Source organism: Chryseobacterium sp. II3a (assembly GCF_057815135.1).
The window spans coordinates 742,240-761,328 of record NZ_JBYPZJ010000002.1 but is presented as its reverse complement, the minus strand read 5'-3'; the positions used below and the strand labels follow the sequence as shown (position 1 = coordinate 761,328).

Annotated in this window: 18 protein-coding genes; 5 read left to right on the top strand and 13 right to left on the bottom strand. The window is 36.4% G+C overall.

Features of this window, described 5'->3' with window-relative positions; translation table 11 throughout:
* The first annotated feature begins 70 nt into the window (after positions 1-70).
* The 5 genes from ftsA to AC3HD6_RS08125 all read left to right on the top strand — a co-directional run bounded on the left by ftsA (position 71) and on the right by AC3HD6_RS08125 (position 6,473).
* The gene (ftsA, locus tag AC3HD6_RS08145; protein WP_488895883.1) at positions 71-1,456 is read left to right on the top strand and encodes a cell division protein FtsA; all 1,386 of its coding nucleotides are present in this window, start codon (positions 71-73) and stop codon (positions 1,454-1,456) included.
* 91 nt (positions 1,457-1,547) lie between these two features.
* The gene (ftsZ, locus tag AC3HD6_RS08140; protein WP_488895882.1) at positions 1,548-3,446 is read left to right on the top strand and encodes a cell division protein FtsZ; all 1,899 of its coding nucleotides are present in this window, start codon (positions 1,548-1,550) and stop codon (positions 3,444-3,446) included.
* 91 nt (positions 3,447-3,537) lie between these two features.
* Complete coding sequence (locus tag AC3HD6_RS08135; protein WP_068941355.1) at positions 3,538-3,984, top strand: GatB/YqeY domain-containing protein; 447 nt, start codon at positions 3,538-3,540, stop codon at positions 3,982-3,984.
* 456 nt (positions 3,985-4,440) lie between these two features.
* Positions 4,441-4,851, top strand: a complete 411-nt coding sequence (locus tag AC3HD6_RS08130) for a BrxA/BrxB family bacilliredoxin (RefSeq protein ID WP_488895881.1) — start codon at positions 4,441-4,443, stop codon at positions 4,849-4,851.
* A 107-nt stretch (positions 4,852-4,958) separates the two neighbouring features.
* Positions 4,959-6,473, top strand: coding sequence for a GH3 auxin-responsive promoter family protein (locus tag AC3HD6_RS08125; protein WP_488895880.1), 1,515 nt, complete (start codon positions 4,959-4,961; stop codon positions 6,471-6,473).
* Between the two features lie 177 nt (positions 6,474-6,650).
* On the opposite strand, the gene AC3HD6_RS08120 is transcribed toward AC3HD6_RS08125, so the two are convergent.
* The 13 genes from AC3HD6_RS08120 to AC3HD6_RS08060 all read right to left on the bottom strand — a co-directional run bounded on the left by AC3HD6_RS08120 (position 6,651) and on the right by AC3HD6_RS08060 (position 18,899).
* Positions 6,651-7,097, bottom strand: coding sequence for a hypothetical protein (locus tag AC3HD6_RS08120; protein ID WP_488895879.1), 447 nt, complete (start codon positions 7,095-7,097; stop codon positions 6,651-6,653).
* A 30-nt stretch (positions 7,098-7,127) separates the two neighbouring features.
* On the bottom strand, positions 7,128-7,490 hold the full coding sequence (locus AC3HD6_RS08115; protein ID WP_488895878.1) for a hypothetical protein: 363 nt from the start codon (positions 7,488-7,490) through the stop codon (positions 7,128-7,130).
* Positions 7,491-7,494: 4 nt separating this feature from the next.
* A complete protein-coding gene (locus AC3HD6_RS08110; protein WP_488895877.1) occupies positions 7,495-8,466 on the bottom strand; it encodes an endonuclease/exonuclease/phosphatase family protein in 972 nt (323 codons plus the stop codon).
* 74 nt (positions 8,467-8,540) lie between these two features.
* Positions 8,541-9,542 carry an endonuclease/exonuclease/phosphatase family protein gene (locus AC3HD6_RS08105; RefSeq protein WP_488895876.1) on the bottom strand — a complete coding sequence of 334 codons (1,002 nt, stop codon included), beginning with the start codon at positions 9,540-9,542 and terminating at the stop codon, positions 8,541-8,543.
* A 9-nt stretch (positions 9,543-9,551) separates the two neighbouring features.
* Positions 9,552-10,280 carry a rhomboid family intramembrane serine protease gene (locus AC3HD6_RS08100; RefSeq protein ID WP_488895875.1) on the bottom strand — a complete coding sequence of 243 codons (729 nt, stop codon included), beginning with the start codon at positions 10,278-10,280 and terminating at the stop codon, positions 9,552-9,554.
* Positions 10,281-10,286: 6 nt separating this feature from the next.
* Positions 10,287-12,083, bottom strand: a complete 1,797-nt coding sequence (gene mutL / locus AC3HD6_RS08095; RefSeq protein WP_488895874.1) for a DNA mismatch repair endonuclease MutL — start codon at positions 12,081-12,083, stop codon at positions 10,287-10,289.
* Positions 12,084-12,330: 247 nt separating this feature from the next.
* Positions 12,331-13,158, bottom strand: coding sequence for a YoaK family protein (locus tag AC3HD6_RS08090; protein ID WP_488895873.1), 828 nt, complete (start codon positions 13,156-13,158; stop codon positions 12,331-12,333).
* Between the two features lie 31 nt (positions 13,159-13,189).
* The gene (locus AC3HD6_RS08085; RefSeq protein ID WP_488895872.1) at positions 13,190-13,684 is read right to left on the bottom strand and encodes a hypothetical protein; all 495 of its coding nucleotides are present in this window, start codon (positions 13,682-13,684) and stop codon (positions 13,190-13,192) included.
* Positions 13,685-14,231: 547 nt separating this feature from the next.
* Positions 14,232-15,620, bottom strand: a complete 1,389-nt coding sequence (locus AC3HD6_RS08080) for a sensor histidine kinase (RefSeq protein ID WP_488895871.1) — start codon at positions 15,618-15,620, stop codon at positions 14,232-14,234.
* Between the two features lie 18 nt (positions 15,621-15,638).
* Positions 15,639-16,346 (bottom strand): response regulator transcription factor, encoded by a 708-nt coding sequence (locus AC3HD6_RS08075; protein WP_488895870.1) that lies wholly within the window; start codon positions 16,344-16,346, stop codon positions 15,639-15,641.
* A gap of 229 nt (positions 16,347-16,575) precedes the next feature.
* Positions 16,576-17,061 carry a GNAT family N-acetyltransferase gene (locus AC3HD6_RS08070; protein ID WP_488895869.1) on the bottom strand — a complete coding sequence of 162 codons (486 nt, stop codon included), beginning with the start codon at positions 17,059-17,061 and terminating at the stop codon, positions 16,576-16,578.
* A gap of 12 nt (positions 17,062-17,073) precedes the next feature.
* Positions 17,074-18,489, bottom strand: a complete 1,416-nt coding sequence (locus AC3HD6_RS08065; RefSeq protein WP_488895868.1) for an aminotransferase-like domain-containing protein — start codon at positions 18,487-18,489, stop codon at positions 17,074-17,076.
* A gap of 41 nt (positions 18,490-18,530) precedes the next feature.
* A complete protein-coding gene (locus AC3HD6_RS08060) occupies positions 18,531-18,899 on the bottom strand; it encodes a hypothetical protein (RefSeq protein WP_488895867.1) in 369 nt (122 codons plus the stop codon).
* Between the last annotated feature and the right edge of the window lie 190 nt (positions 18,900-19,089).

Sequence of the window (19,089 nt, the reverse complement as noted above, 5' to 3'; positions counted from 1 at the left end):
AAGGCAATTAACACAAAGCAGAACTTGGTTCTGCATGGAAAAAGTAGAAAAAAATCAAATCGATATAAAAATGGAAAATCAAGAGTATTCAGTAGGTCTGGACATCGGGACAACAAAGATAGTCGCGATTGTCGGAAGAAGGAATGCACACGGGAAAATAGAAGTTCTCGGTGTAGGAAAAGCTAAAAGTCTTGGTGTTCATAAAGGTATTGTGAATAATATTTCACAGACTATTAATTCAATCAAGGCTGCAGTATCCGAGGCACAATCCAGTGCCGGGGTTCCTATCCGCAAAGTTACGGTAGGTATTGCAGGAAAACACATCCGTTCTCTGCAGCACTCCGATTATATTATGCGTGAACATCCGGATAAATTCATCACAGATGATGATATCGAAGCATTAAAAGATCAGGTCAAGAAACTGGTGATGCTTCCTGGAGAAGAAATTATCCATGTCCTTCCACAAGAATATAAAGTGGATTCCGAAGGGGAAATTCAAGAGCCTGTCGGAATGCACGGAAAACGTTTAGAAGCCAATTTCCACGTTGTAGTCGGGCAGATGGGAAGCATCCGAAATATTGCAAGATGCGTTCGTGAAGCCGGACTAGAAATGGAAGCCCTTACTTTAGAACCACTAGCCTCCTCCGAAGCTGTTCTTACCAAAGAAGAAAAAGAAGCTGGAGTTGCTATTGTTGATATTGGAGGTGGTACTACAGATATTGCAATCTTCAAAGACAACATCATCCGTCATACCTGCGTAATCCCTTACGGAGGAGGAATTATTACGGAAGATATCAAAGAAGGCTGCTCCATTATTGAAAAACATGCTGAACAATTGAAAGTAAAATTCGGTTCGGCTGTTCCCGAATTGGAAAAAGACAGTACTTTTGTAACAATTCCGGGACTTCATGGGCGACCAGATAAGGAAATCTCTTTAAAAACCCTTGCTCAGATCATCAATGCAAGAGTAGAAGAAGTTCTGGAAATGGTAAATACAGAGCTTAAAGCTTACGGAGCCTTTGAACAGAAGAAAAAACTGATTGCGGGAATCGTTCTTACAGGAGGTGGATCAAATTTGAAACACCTTAGACAGCTCGCCAACTATACCACAGGTTTTGACAGTAGAATCGGTTTTGCCAATGAATATATCGCCAACGATAAAAATCAGTACCTGAAAGGCCCTGAATTTGCTACGTCTATTGGGTTACTGATGGAGAGTTTGAAGATCAGGGATAAGAAACAGACTATTGATGATATAGAAGAAGCTGTAAAAGAGCAGACTAAACCTGAAGCAGCTCCGGTACAGGCAGAAACTGTTCAACCCGTTCAGCAGACTGCTGCTCCGGTACAGGAACAACCGGTTGCAGATGAAAGACAGGAAAACAGAAAAGCTAAACTGACTTTCGGGCAGTCGCTTATGGAAAAAGTAAAAAAATTCTTTGAAGAAGTAGAGTAAATTATAAATGATGAATGATAAGCGATAAACGATCTTTTCCTTATCAATTATCATCAGTCAATTATCAATTATAATTATTAAAAGTATAGTTATGGAAAATATAGGTACACAAGGATTTTCATTTGACCTACCAAAGGGAAATTCATCCATCATAAAAGTAATCGGTGTAGGAGGCGGAGGAAACAACGCATTAAAACACATGTACGAAAAAGGGATTCACGGAGTTGATTTCGTGATCTGTAATACAGACGCTCAAACCCTGGATAATAACCCTGTTGCCAATAAAGTTCAACTGGGAACTTCTATTACAGAAGGTCTTGGTGCAGGTGCTGATCCTGAAGTAGGTGAAAAATCTGCTATTGAAAGTATTGAAGATATCAAAGCTGCTATGGGGCAGAATACGAAAATGGTGTTCATCACTGCCGGAATGGGTGGTGGTACTGGTACCGGAGCCGCTCCTGTCATTGCTAAAGTAGCAAAAGACATGGGAATCTTAACGGTAGGTATTGTGACCGTTCCTTTCAGCTTTGAAGGAAAAAGAAGATTAGAACAGGCCGAAAACGGACTTGATAAATTAAAAAATAATGTTGACTCATTAATTGTCATCAACAATGATAAATTGAGACAGCAATTCGGAAACCTTGGATTCAAACAGGGATTCTCTAAAGCAGATGAAGTATTAGCAAACGCCGCGAAAGGTATGGCAGAAGTTATTACAGGTTACTTTGATGTAAACATTGACTTTAGAGATGCTAAATCTGTGCTTCAGAACTCTGGTACTGCTCTAATGTCTACAGGTACTGCTTCAGGTGAAAACAAAGCCGAAGAAGCGGTAAGAAAAGCATTAGACTCTCCACTATTGAATGACAACAAAATTACAGGTGCTAAAAATGTACTATTGTTGATCAGAAGTGGTGCAGAAGAAGTGACTATGGACGAAATCGGTATCATTATGGACCACATCCAGAAAGAAGCTGGAAATACCGCTGATATCATTTTCGGGGTGGGTGCTGATGAAGAACTAGGTGATGCTGTAAGTGTATTGGTTATTGCTACAGGATTCTCTAATGATAATAAGAAATTCTCTGGTCCTACAGAAAAGATCAGAATCAGTCTTAACGATAATTTAGAAACTCCAAAATCTTCTCCTTTTAAAACAAGAGAAGAAAGAGAGTCTGGTCCTGAAGTAACACATGATTTCGGTGGAAAAAGCCTATTCAGACTAGATGATGAAGACCATGATACTCCTTTCAACGTGACTTCTACCGAAAAAAAAATGATTATTGAAGAAGAGGAAATCAGAACTGAAATAAAATTCTTTGATAAAGAAGAAACCAGCATCAATACTCCTGAACAGGGATGGAGAAATGAAGATGGACAGGAAGAATACAGCCTTTCTATTGAAGAAGATGAAGAAGATCCCAACGATTTGGAAATTCAGTCTTTCTCATTTGATTTCGACAATAAAAAAGAAGACCCTCAATCTGGAAATGTATTCAACAACAACTCTTCACAAGAGAAACCGGTTGAGTTCAACTTCTTCGTTAATGAACCGGTTAGAAATGAGCCTAAATCAGATTACGGGCAGCCTAAAGCAGAATTTAATGCTCCGGCTGCGGTAGCAGAACCTGCTCAGAAAATCGAAACTTTCTATCAAAAAGAAGAACCGAAAACTGAAACAAGGCCTGCTTTTGAAACCAAAACAGAAATTGAAACCTCAAAAACTGAAGAATCAGAATTCACTTTCGTGAACAAAACGATTGATCAGGATAGAATCATTGAAAGAAGAAATAAATTAAAAGAATTCAATTCCCGCTATCAAAGCTTTGACAGCACAAGTGAATTTGAATCTATTCCTGCTTTCAAGAGAAAAAATATCTCTATTGACGGAACCAATCCATCAGACCAAAATATTAACACCTATATGTCTGATAACAATGGTTCTATGCAGATCAGAGAAAACAGATTTTTAAATAAAGACGTAGATTAAAATGCTATAAGCTGTATGCAGTAAGCTATAGGCTATTCCAGCCGAAGCAAAAAGGCTTACTGCTTATAGCCTAAAGCCTAAAGCCAAAACCATGAGTTTAGAAAATACAATAAGCGAAGCTATAAAAACAGCAATGAGAGAAAAAGACAGAATTGCTTTGGACTCTCTTCGTGCTGTGAAATCTCAAATTCTTCTTTTACAGACAGAAGCCAGAGGTGCTGAAGTTTCTGCAGAACAGGAAATTGCCATTCTTCAGAGAATGATTAAACAACGTAAAGATTCTTTTGAACAGTTTTCTGCCCAGGGAAGACAGGATCTTGCTGAAGTGGAAGAAGCTCAAATGAAAGTAATCGAGAAGTTTTTACCTAAACAGCTTTCTGCAGAAGAATTAGAAACAGAAATTAAAAATATAATTTCAGAAACCGGAGCCGAATCTATGAAGGATTTAGGAAAGGTAATGGGAGTTGCATCAAAAGCATTAGCTGGAAAATCAGACGGAAAAAGTATTTCCGAGATGGTTAAAAAGCTCCTTTCATAATGCAATCCGGGTTTCTGGGTTGGGATCTATTACCAAACCTATAAGCACGTATTGCATTCCATAACTAAGGATATACAACCTTTGCATATCGATTTGATTAAGAAGCCCGGGACTATTCAGTCTCGGGCTTCACTTTGTTGGATATTAAAGTCTGTTTGTCTTTTGATTCAAAAAACTTTAAAAAAGAGTTTAGATACAATCATATTTCAGATGGTATTAAGGGATTGATTGCTTGAGGGAAAGCCTTAAATGTTTTTTTCATGGTCGCTTGTTTTTCAGAATCATTTCAAATTTAGTAATAATATTTCATTATTCCTAGCTTTAATTCACATTTTTATGAATATTATTACAATATTAATATTTAGTTAATTTTATATGCCTAAACCATTCATAGTTATTATATATTGAACAAACGTAAAGAATTGTGTAACTTTGTACTGATAAAAAACAAAATATATGTATCCAACAGATTTAGTAATGCCTATGAAGGCTGAACTTACAGATAAAGGTTTCCAAGATTTAACAACTCCTTCTCAGGTAGAAGATGCTATAAAGCAGTCTGGAACTACACTATTAGTAATCAATTCAGTGTGTGGATGTGCTGCAGGAGCTGCAAGACCAGGAGTAGTATACTCTTTAACAGGAGATAAAAAGCCAGACCATTTAACTACTGTATTTGCAGGATTTGATACTGAGGCTGTAGTAGAAGCAAGAAAACACCTTGCTCCATTCCCTCCAAGTTCTCCTTGCGTAGCACTTTTCAAAGATGGAGAGCTAGTTCATATGCTGGAAAGACATCACATTGAAGGAAATCCTGCAGGAGCAATCGCTGCAAACCTTCAGGCTGCTTATGATGAGTACTGCTAGGACAAACAATAAACCAGATACTAAACCGTTACAAATTTTGTAACGGTTTTTTTTATTTAGCCCTTAAAAAATTCTCTAAACATCCAAATATTATTATATTTGTTGGAATGGCAACCAAAGCACTTTTTAATACCGTGGTCAACTGGTTCATCCGCCAGAGGATAGATCAGATACAGAATTTCATGGATCATCCCATTGAGACTCAGAAGGGTATATTGTTTTCCCAGCTGTTTCATGCAGAAGATACGGAATATGGTAAGCAGTACGGGTTTAATTCTATTTCAAGTTATCAGGACTTTAAAAATAAAGTTCCGATTGTTACCTATGAAGAAATGGAGCCCTATATTGAAAAAGCGAGACAAGGCCAAAAAGATGTAAGCTGGCCGGGGCTTATTAAGCATTTTGCAAAATCTTCCGGAACAACCAATGCTAAAAGCAAATTCATTCCTATTTCTGCAGAAAGTCTGGAATACTGTCATATGAAAGCGGGGAAAGATATGGTTTCCATCTATGCCAATAACCACCCGGAAAATCAGCTTTTCAATTATAAGAATTTACGTTTGGGTGGAAGCTCAGAATTATATGCCGATTTTAATACGAAATTTGGAGATCTATCAGCAATTTTAATAGATAATCTCCCATTTTGGGTAGAAATCACCACCACTCCCAGCAAGAAGGTTTCTTTAATGGGTGAATGGGAAAGCAAGCTCAGAGCCATTACATCTGAAGTAAAAAATGAAGATGTAGGAAGTATCCTTGGAGTACCGAGCTGGATGATGGTCCTTCTGCAGAGAGTATTAAATGAAACGAATGTAGGAAGTATCTCTGAACTCTGGCCCAATCTGGAGGTGTTTTTCCACGGCGGAATCAGTTTCAAGCCTTACAGGGAGCAATACCGTAAGATCATCGGAAAAAACATCAATTACTACGAAATATACAATGCTTCGGAAGGCTTCTTTGGAATACAGGACAGATCCAATAGTGATGAAATGCTTTTGATGCTGGATTATGGAATATTCTACGAATTCATTCCTATGGATCAGTTCCATTTTTCCAATCCAAAAGTAGTCAGTTTGGAAGATGTAGAAATTGGAAAAAATTACGCTATGGTTATCACTACCAATGGCGGATTGTGGAGATACTTGATTGGTGATACCGTTGTATTTACTTCCTTGAATCCTTTCAGAATAAAAATAACTGGTAGAACCAAGCATTATATCAATGCTTTTGGGGAAGAATTAATGATTACCAATGTAGAATCTGCTCTTTCAAAAGCCTGTGAGCTAACGGGTGCTCAAATTACAGATTTTACTGGAGCCCCAGTTTTTATGAAGGAAGATGAAGGTGGCGCTCACGAATGGATCTTTGAGTTCAGTCAGTATCCTGATAATCTGGATAGTTTCGTTGACGCTTTTGATCAGCATTTGAAGAAAATTAATTCGGATTATGAAGCGAAAAGATATAACAATATGACACTCAGAAGGCCTATAGTGCATATTGCAAAAGATAATCTATTCTATCACTGGCTGGAATCCAAAGGAAAACTCGGCGGCCAGAATAAAGTTCCTAGGTTAAGTAATGACCGGGAATATATAGACCCTTTACTAGAGCTTAATAAATGAAAGGAAATGAGGATGGAAAATGAAGGTTCTTGCAATCTTTATACTACTAATATTTTCTTTTGAAGTGATTTAACTTATAATGATTATAGTTAGAGGGAGAAGGCAATTCCAGCTTTTTTCTTCTGACTTCCAACCATAAAAATAAACCCGCAACTGAATTCAGTTGCGGGTTTATTTTTATTTACTTAAATCTTCTTTTAATTTTTTAGCGGCATCCTCTACTTTCCCGGCTCCTTTTCTGGCTGCGTCTTTGGCATCTTTTCCAGCTTCCTGCGCTCCCGTTTTGATATCTTTTCCTACTTTATTTGCCTCATTTTTGATATCCTGCCCAGCTTTATTCAGATCTTGTTTGGTCTTGTCTGCTGTAGCATCAATTTTATCTTTAGCTTTTTGAGCGGCATTGTCTATCTTATCTCCAGCCTGATCTAATTTGGCATCAACTTTTTCTTTAGCTTCAGTTACTTTTGCAGAATCAACCATGTGAGGAGATGTTTCCGTAACCGTTGTGGTTGTGGTAGTAACAGACCCATCTGCATTTTCTACCTGTTCTGTTTTTGATGTTGATTTTGTGCAGGCAACAGTGAATACCGAAATCACGATTGCTGCAAGAATTTGCTTTTTCATATTGTATATTTTTAAAGATGTTTTTTGGATTTATTCTGTTTTAGATTCACCAGGAGATGGAGTTTCAGCAGTTTTTTTCTTCTTTTCAGCATCTGCCTTTTTCTTTTCTTCCTCTTCTTTCTTTTTGTTTTCTTTGTCTAGCTCTGCTTTAAGTTTCTGCTCTTCTTCCAGAGCTTTTTTAGCCTGCTTTACAGAATCAAGATATCGGGGTGAAGACATCTTGATCTTGCGGGCAATATCTACACTAACAGCGCCATTAGAAAAAGAATCAACAGCCATTGTATCATAATGGATTTTTAGGTCCTGTTCAGCACCAAATCCAGAAGATTCTTTCTTGGAACAGGCCGTCAAAAGAAATATAAGAATGAAAATGGCAGACAATAAATTTTTCATGGAACTAATTTAGCAGAAATTCTGCAATTACAGGATAGTGATCCGATAATTTCACAGACTGATCTACTTTATAACTTAGCGGAATGATTGATTTTGAACTAAAAATATAATCAATTCTTAAAGGAATTTTATAATCATGAAAGCTGGAAGCACTTCCCTTACCTGCTGTTAAAAAAGCATCCTGAAGATCTTTTCCTAAACTATAATACTCATAAGAATTGGGAACAGAATTAAAATCTCCAGCTAAAATTACCGGATATGGAGAAAAATCAATAGCTTTTCTGATCTTTTTAATCTGATCTTCATGCGCCTGAAAAGTAGGAATCATATGAGAAAGAAGAGTAGATACATTTCCAATCCCCATAGCATCCAGCTTAGTAAACATGGTTTTCTGAAGTCGGAAAGGTTCCAAGTAAACATTTACAATTCTGATAATCTTTCCATTGATATCTACATCTGCATAGAACGAATTTCCTCTCGAATTATCTTCTATAATCTCTGCCTGTCGTACAATTTTATGTTTTGTTTTCAGAATTACGGAAGGATATTTTACCAGATCCTGTCTTAAAGCACGGTTGGTATCTTTTTCTTGTACCAGAATGATGTCCGGATCCTGTTCTTTGATATAGTTTTTTACTTTATCCCATCCATAATCACCATATTTAACATTAAAAGTAAGTACCTTAATATCTCGTATTGTTTTTACTTTATCTGGTTTAGGAGAAAAATTAACCCATCTTCTGATCGGATTATAAAAAAGTAATGTTCCCAGCGCAAAAGCAATAGCAATCTTATTTTTTTTGAAAACCCAGACCAGCGTAAGAAGAATATAGGCAGATATCAGATAGGGAAAACCCAGAGAAAGCAAATTAAGGTTCCCCAAAAGGTTAGGTGGAACCCATGCATTTCCCAATGTGCATAGCAGTAATACGGCAACAGCGATATGTATAAATAGTAATATCTGATTCGACTTCATGAAAAAACATTCTTGGTACCCATTTTTTTAAGCAAAAACCCTACCAAGCAGTCAAATTTTAACTATTTTTATGATTATTTTCCACTTATCGAAAGCTCTGCAACAACCGGATAATGATCTGAAATACTGACAGAACGGTCAACGGCATAAGATAATGCTTTCAAAGATTTTGAATAAAAAACATAGTCGATCCTGATTGGAAATTTATAATCATGGAAACTGGTTGCACTCCCTTTTCCTGCTGTCATGAAGGCATCTTCAAGCCCCTCCGACAAGTGATAATATTCATAAGAATTAGGAACAGAATTAAAATCTCCGGCAACAATAACCGGGTATGGAGAGTCTTCTACAACCGTACGGATCTTTCTAACCTGATCCTGGTGCAGTTTGAAGGTAGGAATTAATTTTTTTACAACTCCCTTTACTTTCTGTTCATTAGCTTCAGAATCTCCATCAAGCTTAACCATCTTTTTTTCAAACTGAAACGGATAAAGATAGACATCAATAAACCTATAGGTTTTCCCTTTGATTTCAATATCTGCCTGAATACCACTTGGCAAAGTTACTGCCTCATTTTCAGAAAAAATTAATTTTTCATTGGATAGGCTATGCTTTGTAAGAATGGTTAAGAAGCCATTCGATTTAGTTCTATTATAGTTCTTAAGGGTAGGATATGCCATTCCTCCATCTTCCTGTAAAAGAATAACATCTGCATCCTGAGCTTTGAGGTAATTCAAAACCTCTTCTTTTCCCATAAGCCCAGCTTTGATATTGAAAGACACAATTTTTATAGAACCCGAAATTTCTTTTTTTTCAGAAGAAAAATTAACCCATCGCTTTACCGGTTTGATAAATGCCAATCCCACAAACATGAATACAAAGGCTCTTTTTTTCCAGCTAATTACCCAAAATACCGTTAAAATAATATATAAGGTAATCAGAATGGGAAACCCTAAAGAAAGCAGATTAAACCACGGAAATATTTTAGGCGGGATATAAGCATTCAATAAAGAACCCAGCAATAGAAATAATATTCCTACATGCAGGATCAACACTATAAGTCGGAAAATCTTCACAGGAAATGATTAATTGAATCTATACAAATGTTTCTTCCAATTTCTGGCTAACAGCCAGCCTACCAAAGCTCCTCCAACATGAGCCAGGTGTGCAATACCACCTCCATTACCGGAAATTCCAAGATATACAGAAATCACAATAACAATTGGTAAAAGATATTTTACTTTTATTGGAACCGGAATAAACATAATTCCAATTTTTGAATCAGGATATAATGTTGCAAAAGCAGCTACTACACCAAAAATAGCTCCAGACGCGCCTACCATAGGAGTGGCTACAATCGCTTTCAAACTCTCCAATAATTCTTTCTGCTTCATAATAGCCCCCGCATCTCCTGAAAACTGCACACTTGCTCCAGACATATAAGCATTTACATTAAAGCCTAACTGCTGTAATTCACTAGAAAGCTGCTGAGCTTCAACAAAATTCCATAAATTAAACAGGAAGAAAGCTCCGAGACCACTTAGAAAGTACAGAATCAGATATTTTTTATCACCCAGTGTCTGTTCCAAAATAGGTCCAAAACTGAAGAGCGTCATCATATTGAATAAGATATGCATAATGCTTCCATGCATAAACATGTGAGTAATCACCTGCCATGAATGGAAGAAAGGAGAAAAGGGATAGAATCCGGCAAGATAACCTATTACCTGATTTCCCATTAAAGAAGTAACAATAAATACGATCACATTAATAATGATAATATTTCTTGTAATTGGTGGTATATTGTTAAACATATTTTTTTAAAATTTGTTTTTAAAATCATTAAACGGAACTTCATAGAAGCACCTTTTCCCATCGGGTAAAAACTCAGGGAATCCTAATGCTGTAAAGTCTTTAATAACCTGTTCCGCATCTTTTTTATAAATAAAGTCAAATCTTGATTTTGACTGCATTTTACTCCATTGATTGTGATAGTAGAGCATGAATTCGTCTTCTGTTTTATAATCCAGGATTTCGAAAAGATTTTCCAGGAACTTCATAGCCTGTGTTTCTTTCAGCCCTTCCGGAAGTGAATCTATTCTCAATACGCTTTCATGAGCAATTTTCATGTCAAACCCAAGCTCAGGAAGATATTTTTTGATGGATTCATATTTATTTTTCTCAATTTCGTTCATATGATATTCCAGAGAGAAAAGCAAGGCATGGCTGTTTGTGTTTGCATTGGTTTTTCTAGTAGATTTATTATTCTCTGAAACCAACAGCCTGTGCATTCTTCCCAAATCAAGCATCAGGGTAACATCACCCTTATTGAACAGCCAGTAACCGTTGGGCAGTCTCATCAGATCTTCATCAAAGTCTTCATCTTCAAACAAATTAATTTTTGAAGGTTCTGCGGTAATATTCTGATGGTACATTTCTGTAAGATTCTGAATTTCTTCAGGATGCACTACATTTTTTTCTTCTAAGAAGGGATTATAATCTCTATCTACAATAATCTCCGGCATTTTCATAACACTGCTACCACCACCGTTTCCTTTACTTGGAATAGGTTTATTCATCATTTCATCCAATTCCGGATCTCTATCGAAATCAAGACTTGGAGAAACATTATAAATTCCCAGTGATCTCTTGATCGTAGAACGAAGTAACGCGAAAATAAGATGCTCATCTTCAAATTTGACTTCTGTTTTCTGTGGATGAATATTAACATCTATTTTCTCAGGATCAAGTTCCAGATAAAGAAAAAATGATGGGACATACCCCGGTTGAAGAAGACCTTCAAATGCCTCCTGCACTGCTTTATTAAAATATGGACTTCTGAAATATCTCCCATTGACAAAAAGGAATTGTTCTCCTCTTGCTTTTTTTGACCCCTCGGGTTTGGCAACAAATCCGTGAAGCTTACACCAAATAATATCTTCTTTAATAGGAATCAAAAGCGGCTGCAATTTTCTTCCGAAAACATCTACAATACGCTGCATCTGACTTCCTTTTCTCAATCTGAAGACAGCTTCATCATCATGAAACAGGGAAAACTCCAATCCTTCATGGGCCAATGCTACACGTTGAAATTCATCAATAACATGCCTGAATTCAATATTATTATTTTTCAGGAATTTTCTTCTAGCCGGAACGTTATAAAATAGGTTCTTTACCAGAAAATTTGATCCTTCAGCAGTCTGTACAGGGTCCTGAAACTGAAAAACCCCACCTTCAATATATATGTTGGTCCCAATGGAAGCCTCTTTTTGCTTTGTTCTCAGCTCAACCTGTGAAACAGCAGCAATAGAAGCTAATGCTTCACCACGAAAACCTTTTGTTGCGATCTTAAAGATATCTTCCGTTCCTCTGATCTTAGAGGTAGCATGCCTTTCAAATGCAAGCCTTGCATCTGTTTCGGACATTCCTTTTCCGTCATCTACGACCTGGATAAGATTTTTGCCGGCATCCCTGATAATCAGTTCAATCTTCGTTGCATCTGCATCTATAGCATTTTCCAAAAGTTCCTTCACGATGGATGCAGGTCTCTGCACCACCTCTCCTGCCGCAATTTGGTTGGCTACATGATCCGGTAAAAGCTGAATAATATCTGACATAAAAACGTAAATCAACTTACAAAAATAGTCAATGAAAATGGGAATTAAAACATTAAAAACGGGAATTAATATTTAATTATCAACATTTCAACAATACAGCTTTCTGCAAATTCTGCTCCAAACTGTTTGTGATATTAGCTTTCTATAGAGAACAATCCCCTATTGTTTTTATACCAATAGAGGATTGAACCAGCTAGTTTATACAAAAAATTAATAGTGATATTTACCCTGCACCAGGTATCTAATCCTAGTCTTCAAAGACCAGTTTTCTATTCTTTTTACTTTTAGGAATCCCATGGACCTTTTCATAGAGATAGGCCAAAAGGTTCGGTTTCTTATAAATCCTGTTGTATCTGTACTTTGTATTGAAGTGTCTTACATGAATTTTATACGCATCATATCCGATCACGATCATAAGACATACACTAATAACGTAGAATACTCTAAATTCCAGATAATAGTAAGTTAATCCCGAGAATACAGCACCCAATACATAGGCTACCATAATGCTCATAAGCAATTTTGCTCTTCCAATTAATTCACCATTTTTTCTGTATTTCTTTTGAGTAAACATGGAAACCAGAATTCCTAAATCGGTGGTTGTTCCTGTAAGGTGGGTCGTTTTAACGGAGAAGTTGGAAATACTTGCTGTTAAACCATTTTGTAACCCTGTAGCGAAAAGCATTATTGCCACTAATACTTCCGTTTCCGCCAGTGTTCTTTGATAATACAATTGTCCATACACTCCTACCCCAAACAAACATATTATTTCTAATACAAGTGGCATTGCGTGGGCAAAATACTTGCTTTTTTTATTGAAATTAATCACAATGAAATTGGACAGGAAACTTCCGAAGAAGAATAAAAAGATCCAACTGCCCATTACTGCCACCTGAGACCAGTTTCCTTTACTGATTTCCGCCGCAAGAATCGCATAGTGTCCCGTTACGTTTGATGTAAAAGAGAGAAATATAAGTAGGGATGCAATATTTATAGTACCTGCCGTAAAGGCAGTCAGCGTCCCCAACCTGATATTGTCTCCCAATGTTCTGCTGTTACTATAATTTCTTAACATTTTTAATTTTTTTAAATTGTGATAATGATGATTAGACCTCTACAAAGATCTCTGCCAGCCTTCCTCTTTCCGGAAGTTTTTCTCTGATTTCAAGGGCAATTTCCCCGGACTGAAGAGCTTTGCATTTCTTAATATAAGGAACAAGATCAAACTTGCCTTTTCCTTTGCTTTTAATAGCTGTAGAATAGTAAGCCTCTTCAATATTATTTGCTTCTACATATTGGTTAAAGGTTCTCTGAAAACTTCCGGTGAAGATGTCGCAGGTAATTTTATTAATTAAGTGAGGATACTTATTCTTGATGATTTCATAGCCATCACAGAACTCATTAGGCCTGATTTTGTTAAAAATCGTAGTCTTGGTATTGAATAAAAGATCTCTGATTGAATCTCCGGAATCATATCCTGAAACCAGAAGGATATTGTATTGATTCTGATCTTCAGAAGCATCTTTTTCTCTCAGCACTTTTTTCAATATGTTTAATGACTCAAGAGAGTAATCTGTTGCAATTAAAATTGTTTTAGCCATGTTCTTATTATTTTGTATTGTGTTTATCTTTTTCGATGATACAAAACTAGAACGGTGAGATTAGAAGTTCTTTGGAATAGAATTAAAATGTCATTAAAGAGATTAAAATGAGATTAGAAAATTGTTAACGGGTATTAATATGAGGAAAAAAAGCAATCAAAACCATCGCACAAAACAATCATTATCAACAACATAAATAAAAGCGAATGAAATTTTATCATAGATAAATCTTTGCGCCTTAAAAGCATACACCATGTTAAAAATCTTGCGTCTTTGCATTTCTCCAAAAACAATCAGCAAAATCAGAAGTGGAAAAAATTTTAATTATGTTGTAAGACGCCAAGGCGCAAGAAAATCAACGATTTTCAGCAAGTGCATATTTTAAAAGCAAAGATTCTATGTATCCTTTAGTTTGTAAAAAGAAATTAAGTTTACAAAATAAAGGGTATATAGGCTTATAGGTAACCTAAAAAGTGGGTATTAAGAAAGACCATTAACATAACATATCTAAAGTATTTGAGAAAACATCTGCTTTCTACCTTCAGATTTACACAGTCTCTTTTTGTGTACTATAAAAGTTAGGGAACCGCATCTGTACCGTAGTTCCTTGATTTTCATTTGAAGTGACGATCAGTTCACCATGATGCATTCTTACGATGTTTCTTGCCAATGGAAGCCCAATTCCGTAGCCTTCATAATTATTGGTATTGGAAGCTCTGAAAAACGGATCGTAGATTTTATTCATTTCCTGCTGTGGAATTCCGATCCCATTATCTTTTACAATGATGTAAACATCTGCATCTGTGGCTCCCAAGGAAACTTTCACCTGTTGAAAATTAGAATATTTACAGCCATTACTGATAATATTGGCAACTGCAAGATGTAGAAGCTGCTCATTACCTTGTACTTTCAGTTTTTTAGGATTATCAGGAAGCATACTGATATCCAGATAGATATTATTTCTGGAATCAATTTTTCTCAGGGTTTCAATAACATCCCAGAGTAACTGATCCATTCTTACCTTATCCATTTTTTGGATCTTGCCATCAAACCCTGTTTGCGCAATCATTAATAAGGCTTTAATCTTTCTGTCTAGCTTTTCAGCTTCATCCAGAATAATTTCAAGAGTTTCTTTATATTCTTCTGGTGTTCTGCTTATAGAGAGAGCAACATCAGCTTCCCCCATAATTGAGGTAAGCGGAGTTCTCAATTCATGGGAAACATTTCCGATCAGATGATTCTGAGTTTCAAAAGATGTTTCGATACGGTTAAGCATTCCGTTGAAGGTATCCACCAATTCATTCAGTTCTTTATTATCCGGTTGGGGCTCCAATCGTAAATGAAGGTTTTCTGAGCTGATTTCTTTTACTTTCCCTGTAATTTTAAGAATAGGTCTAAAAAGTGTTTTCGACAGGTAAAATGAAAAGATCATACTAAAGAACAGTGAAAGCACAATACAAGTAAGCAATGTTCTTTTAAGGAAACCAAGATAGTAGATTACGTAATGGTTTTTGGCTGAAGCAATAGCAATATAATCTTTATCGTCATATTTAAAGCTCTGCCCGATGTAATAGAATTCTTTATCATTATAGTTATCCTCACCTTTTTTCAGAACATTTTTGAAGAAATAATCGGGAATATGAACTTCCTGAGAGATTTTCTTGAAATTGGAATCTGTTGGAACAGCAAAGACATAATCTTTTTCCATCGGAAGTTCCTCATCATTCAGGTTGCTGAGAATATAATTTTCAGGAAGATCCAGGTGATCTTTACTTTTTTCTATCTGAACAATAGTAGCTGTACGAATCTTTAAAAGCTCATAAAACCTCTGATGAGAAAAATTAACAATTGAAAAGTAAACCAAACCACTGAACAACAGGATAATGACGGTAAAAACCAACATTAAAAGTACCATCGTTTTGGTCTGATTTGTCATCACTTTATTAAACATTCATTATGCTTTTTTCAGAACATAACCCATTCCTATCACCGTATGAATTAATTTATTATCATCCCTATCATCCAACTTCTTTCTTAGATAATTCACGTAAACATCTACCACATTGGTTCCCAATTCATAATTTACCCCCCATACAGCATCTAATATTTCTGCTCTGGAAATCACTTTTTCAGGATTATGAAGGAAATAAACCAACAATTTGTACTCTGTAGAGGTTAATGTAATGTCTTCTCCGGCACGGGTTACCTTTTTCGTATAATCATTTACCATTAAATCTGAAAACTGAAATACATGTTCATTATCCGGTTCCGGCTCAGCAATCTCCTGTGGACCATTATTGTGGCTTCTCCTCAGCAGAGATTTTACTCGGGCTACCAACTCAATAAACTTGAAAGGTTTTACCAGATAATCATCGCCGCCACTTTCCAGTCCCAGAACAATATTTTCAGAAGTTCCCAATGCTGTTAAGAACAAAATCGGAACAGTTTGATTGGTCTTTCGGATCTCCTTACAGACGTCTAAACCATTCATTTCCGGCAGCATAATGTCTAAAATAACCAAATCGAAATCATTGCCTTGTACCAGCTGTACACCTGTACGCCCGTCAAAAGCCACGGAAATTTCATATCCGTTTTCCTGGAGCCCCTTTTTAATAAAAGATACTACACTGGTTTCGTCTTCGATGAGAATTATTTTTTTCATAAATGAAATAAGGAGTTTTACAAAAATAGGAAAATTTTATTGGGATAGACAAACCTGGAATAGGGAAGGAAAAGCTTTTTAAGCTGGAATAGGAATGTATTTCATTACACTTAATGAAGGTAAAAAGTCTATGACGAAGGATTTTATCAAAAAAAAACAGAAAACAATTAGATTTAAATTTTGATATTGGAACAAGGATATCGCCATCCGAGTTCCAATATTTTTTTGATTATGATTGAAGGTCTAATTCCATCTGTACATCTACACGGTCATAACCAGGGTTCGTAATTTCAGTATGCTTAAACCCTAGTTTTTCATATAACTTTATGGCAGGAACCAAGATTGAATTGGTTTCGAGGAATACTTTTTCTGCATTCAATTCTCTCGCTTTTTCAACAAGAGCATTGCCCAGCAGATAACCGATTTTCTTTCCCTGTGCTTTAGGGCTTACTGCCATTTTTGACAGTTCAAATGCAAGAGGTTCTTCCTGAGCTCTTACCAGGGCACACGTTCCTACTGCTTCCCCATTCAACAAAGCAAAGGCAATATATCCGCCTTTGTCTAAAATGTATTCTTCAGGATTATCCAAGAGTTTATAATCACTTGCTTCCATAACAAAAAATGTTTTGATCCATTCTTCATTTAAGGCTTTAAAGGCTTCCTTATATTGGGGTTCGTAAGCTATAATTTTTACTTCATTATTAATATCATTCATCGCTTAAGTTTATTATATTCTGTTTTTTATCATTTTTCCTAGTTTTTCCAGATCGCTTTCTACGCGGTCTGTCCATTCCAGAGCATAGTTTAATCGCATACAGTTTTGATACTGGTTGTATTGTGAAAACATTCTTCCCGGAGCAAAGTTCACTTTCTGGCTTACTGCTTCATCATATAAATCTTCCGTACATATTCTTTTATCCAGTTCTAGCCACAACATAAATCCACCTTTGGGTTCAGAAATTTTGGTATTATCCGGAAAATATTGGGTCACAGACTTTTGAATCTGCAAATAATTAGCATACAGCTTCTTTCTGAACATTCTCAGATGATGATCGTAACGGCCATGTTCAAGAAAATCGGCTATCACATCTGAAAATAAGGATGGACCGGAGACGGTCTGTACCAATTTTTGTCTGATAATCTTTTCTTTAAACTTTCCCGGAGCAACCCAACCTACCCGATACCCCGGAGCTAGGGTTTTAGATACTGAACCCACCCACATTACAATGCCTGCTTCATCATAAAATTTACATGGTTTTGGCCTTCCGGCTCCGAAATAAATGTTTCCATAGACATCATCTTCCACCAAAGGAACATTATATTCAGTAAGCATTCTTACCAATTCTTTCTTGTTCTCATCCGGCATCTGAAAACCTAACGGATTATTATAATTCACTACAAAACAGCAGGCAGAAAGTTTCGGCATCACCCTTTTTAAAGCATCCAGATCTATTCCGGTAATGGGATGGGTAGGAATTTCTACGGCCTTTAATCCCAGCAACTGGATAGCCTGAAGAATCCCAAAATAAACAGGACTTTCTACCGCTACATAATCTCCAGGTTGAGTAACAGCCATCAGGCAATTGTAAACCCCATTCATAGCTCCCGAAGTTATCACCAGGTCATCTTCAGTAATTCGTCCTTCCATCACAATAGACCATTTGGCAATTTCTCTCCTGAGCCCTACACTTCCCTGTACCGGCTCATAATTGGTACCACTGTCACTCTTCCGCTTTATTACGTCAATCATACATTTCTTCATCTTGGCAACAGGAAGAAGGCTTTTTCCTGGAATTCCCAACGCAAACTGAGTCATATCTGTTCCTCCAATGGCTCCAAACACTTTTCCGATAAGATCTTCCGGGCTGTTTTTCTCTTCCGAAACTTTCATTTTAGCAACAGAAGGAAGTGCCAGCTTTCTTTGAGAGGTTTGGCTCACATAATATCCATATTTAGGACGTGATTCTACAAGCGAGCGGCTCTCAAGCTCCATATAAGCCTGCTTTACTGTATTCAGGCTGACATTGTAAAGTTTTTGAGCACTCCTCAACGAGGGCAGCCTGTCTCCAAATTGCAGGGTCTCACTTTTGATCTGCTCTGTGACAGAATTCGCTATTTTGAGGTATAGGACATCTTTCAACATTGAATTACAGTTTTAAGTAAATGTACAATTTTATACAGATCTTACTGAAGATCAAGCCAGCTCATCATACTTTTGATGCTGCTTTTTAATTGTTCAGGATTTCTAAAATTAGGGGTTGTATTCCTTTTAAAGTAGTTTTCAACTCTTATTGAAAAGGATCTTTTTTCTATTTCACTCGTTCCTTTCTTATCATAAACGGCAAATTTGATTTCTCCTTTCTCACCAATGACAAGACTGGCAAATAATACAATTTCTTTTTTCTTCTTTGCCAAAAGGAATGGAATTCCAAAATCTGAAGCGGTCTTTGAAATACTCTGTGTCTGTAAAAATATGTTTTTCAATGCTAACATGTCTGAAATATAAACTTCAGCATATTGAAGCTGTTCTTGATGTTGGGCGATTGTTTCCATAATATTTCTTCTTTACCTTAACAAAATTATGGAGTCTCTCAGTCTGGATACAGATACAGAAGTATAGAATATTGTGGGTACAGATTTTTATACGTGAAGAGATTTGTTGGAAAACGCGAAGGACGCAAAGGATTAACCTAGTCTCCTGCTTTTAAGGCGCAAAGATTTTATCTGCGATAAAATTGAATAC